Source organism: Rhodococcus sp. NPDC006774 (genome assembly GCF_040636045.1).
GTDB lineage: Bacteria > Actinomycetota > Actinomycetes > Mycobacteriales > Mycobacteriaceae > Rhodococcoides.
Genome location: NZ_JBEYIW010000054.1, coordinates 1 through 1,936, shown reverse-complemented (window position 1 = coordinate 1,936; position 1,936 = coordinate 1). Strand labels below are relative to the sequence as shown.

The 1,936-nt window shown below is 61.2% G+C and carries 2 protein-coding genes; one reads left to right on the top strand and one right to left on the bottom strand.

Features of this window, described 5'->3' with window-relative positions; all coding sequences use genetic code 11:
- Positions 1-272: 272 nt before the first annotated feature.
- Positions 273-509: a hypothetical protein gene (locus tag ABZ677_RS27780; RefSeq protein WP_358375313.1), complete on the bottom strand. Its 237-nt coding sequence runs from the start codon at positions 507-509 to the stop codon at positions 273-275.
- A 261-nt stretch (positions 510-770) separates the two neighbouring features.
- Between ABZ677_RS27780 and ABZ677_RS27775 the strand changes: the two genes are divergently transcribed.
- Positions 771-1,475, top strand: coding sequence for a hypothetical protein (locus ABZ677_RS27775; RefSeq protein ID WP_358375310.1), 705 nt, complete (start codon positions 771-773; stop codon positions 1,473-1,475).
- The last annotated feature ends 461 nt before the right edge of the window (positions 1,476-1,936 follow it).

Genomic DNA, 1,936 nt, shown 5'->3' with positions numbered 1-1,936 from the left:
CTTCCTCGACTTCACGCCACGCTCAGTATCGGAACGGTCGTCGGATTGGAGGGTCAGCGAATACCTCGAGATCAGATAAGAGACTTACCCAGTGAACCTCTGCATATGCTGTGCGGCAACATGTTTCGCTAATGCGCTGACACCGAAACCAGTCGGCGATTCCAATGGAGCTGGTTCGACGAACAGGCTAAAGCGCCCGGACTGCCTGCCGGCGCTCGCCGCCGTAGGACAGTTGGAGCGAGCTCCGACGGACACCACTGTAGCTGGAATGCCTATGGGCCAGGGTTGTACGAGGTCCACCCTTCGCCCGGACCTGATTCCTCTTCGGGGTCGGTCGCGAGGAATCCGTCGTCGACGGTGTTGGAATCGGGTCGCGAGTCCTCGATGAGGTCACGTGCGGTCCGTGATTCGTCACCGTCGATGGCCGGTTCTTCCAAGGCGGGGTCGTAGTCGTCGTCCGTTTGGTCGTCGATGGGCTGGCCGTCTGGTCGACTACTTGGATCGCTCACGGTGCTGGTCTCCTGTTCGGTTCTTGAGACTGGCGTATTCGAATCGCGAGTCATCGTCCATGCGCCTGCCAGGCCCACGACCAGTAAAACTCCTGCCGCCGCTGTTGCGACAGACGCCTTGGGCTTGCACGCATCGCACCTCCGAGCTCAGTGTCCCGTCGGTGCGCTTCTGGCACACCGACCGGACGGATCTACGAACAGGCTATGCGTCTAGCCGTGGACAACAACTGGCGTGTCTGAGCCCGCCTCTAGGATGTCGTGATGCCTTCGCGCCGCCCCGATCCCGCTGCACAGATCGTGTTCGACGCCTACCAACGCACCTCTGGCCCGGTGGCCTTCCTGGATGAGTCGTATCAGGCCCCAGACGGTGTTGCTGCACACCGGGACACCTTCTATGTGTTCACCGCCGTCATCGTCGAACTTGACGCGATGGATGAGCTACGGGTGGGCATCGAGGGCATCGCCGACGGAACGTACTGGCACACCACGAAAGCGCTGCAAACCTCATCTGGAATCGACCAGACCCGCGACATGCTCGACTTCCTCGCCGATGGGCACGAAGCATGTGTGATCGCGCACCAAATCCCAGTCGGAGCCGACGACACTGACGCTCAGACCGCGCGGACCGCCTGCTATCGCCAGCTCGCGATCGAGCTCGGAGCCGGCCGCGACGATGTGTGGCCAGCTATCGATCTGTTCGTGCTTGAGGAACGCAATCAGAGCAACTTCCGCAACAAAGACAAGGCTGACCACAAAGTCTTGGTGTCCGAGAAGCTGATCCCCCGCAACACCCGTCTCTTGTCGACGTCACCGCGCCACGAGCACCTGCTGTGGCTACCTGACCTGGTCTCAATGGCTTATCGGCGGACCCTCACACACTCCAATAGCACCAGCAAACTGTTCGACGCGATCGCCGACAATGTGCACTTCGTCGAGGTGAGCGAGCCGGAGAAGGCCCAGAAATGAAGCAACCCCTGGCTGCCGTAGCTACACCAGGGGCCAGACCGGCTGTCGAGGCTTACGCCCGGAGGACCGGTTCCTTGCTACTCATACAATAACACCACGCGCCCAGAATTCAATCCCGGCGCATTCACACCCACCGTTCACCCGTCACCAGGAGGCCCTCACGTGCCGGCAAGCGGTTCGACCTTCGCGCACATCGCCGTCCTGACCATATTCGGCTCCATCGACAGTCGAGCGCGTCAGTGCATCTCCGACCTGTGCGCCTGCGCGAAACATCGCGCGATCTACCGACAACGCGTCCCATGTCAGGTGCACCGTCAAGCTTCCTTGACGGACGTGGGCGCTGACCGCCACCAGGCCAGGCGCAGTAGGGAGTGTCCGATTAACGGTGGATCCGACCTCGGTGTCGGTTAGTTACCGTTCGGGGTGATGCGTCCTTCGAAGGTGATCGCGAACGCATTGAG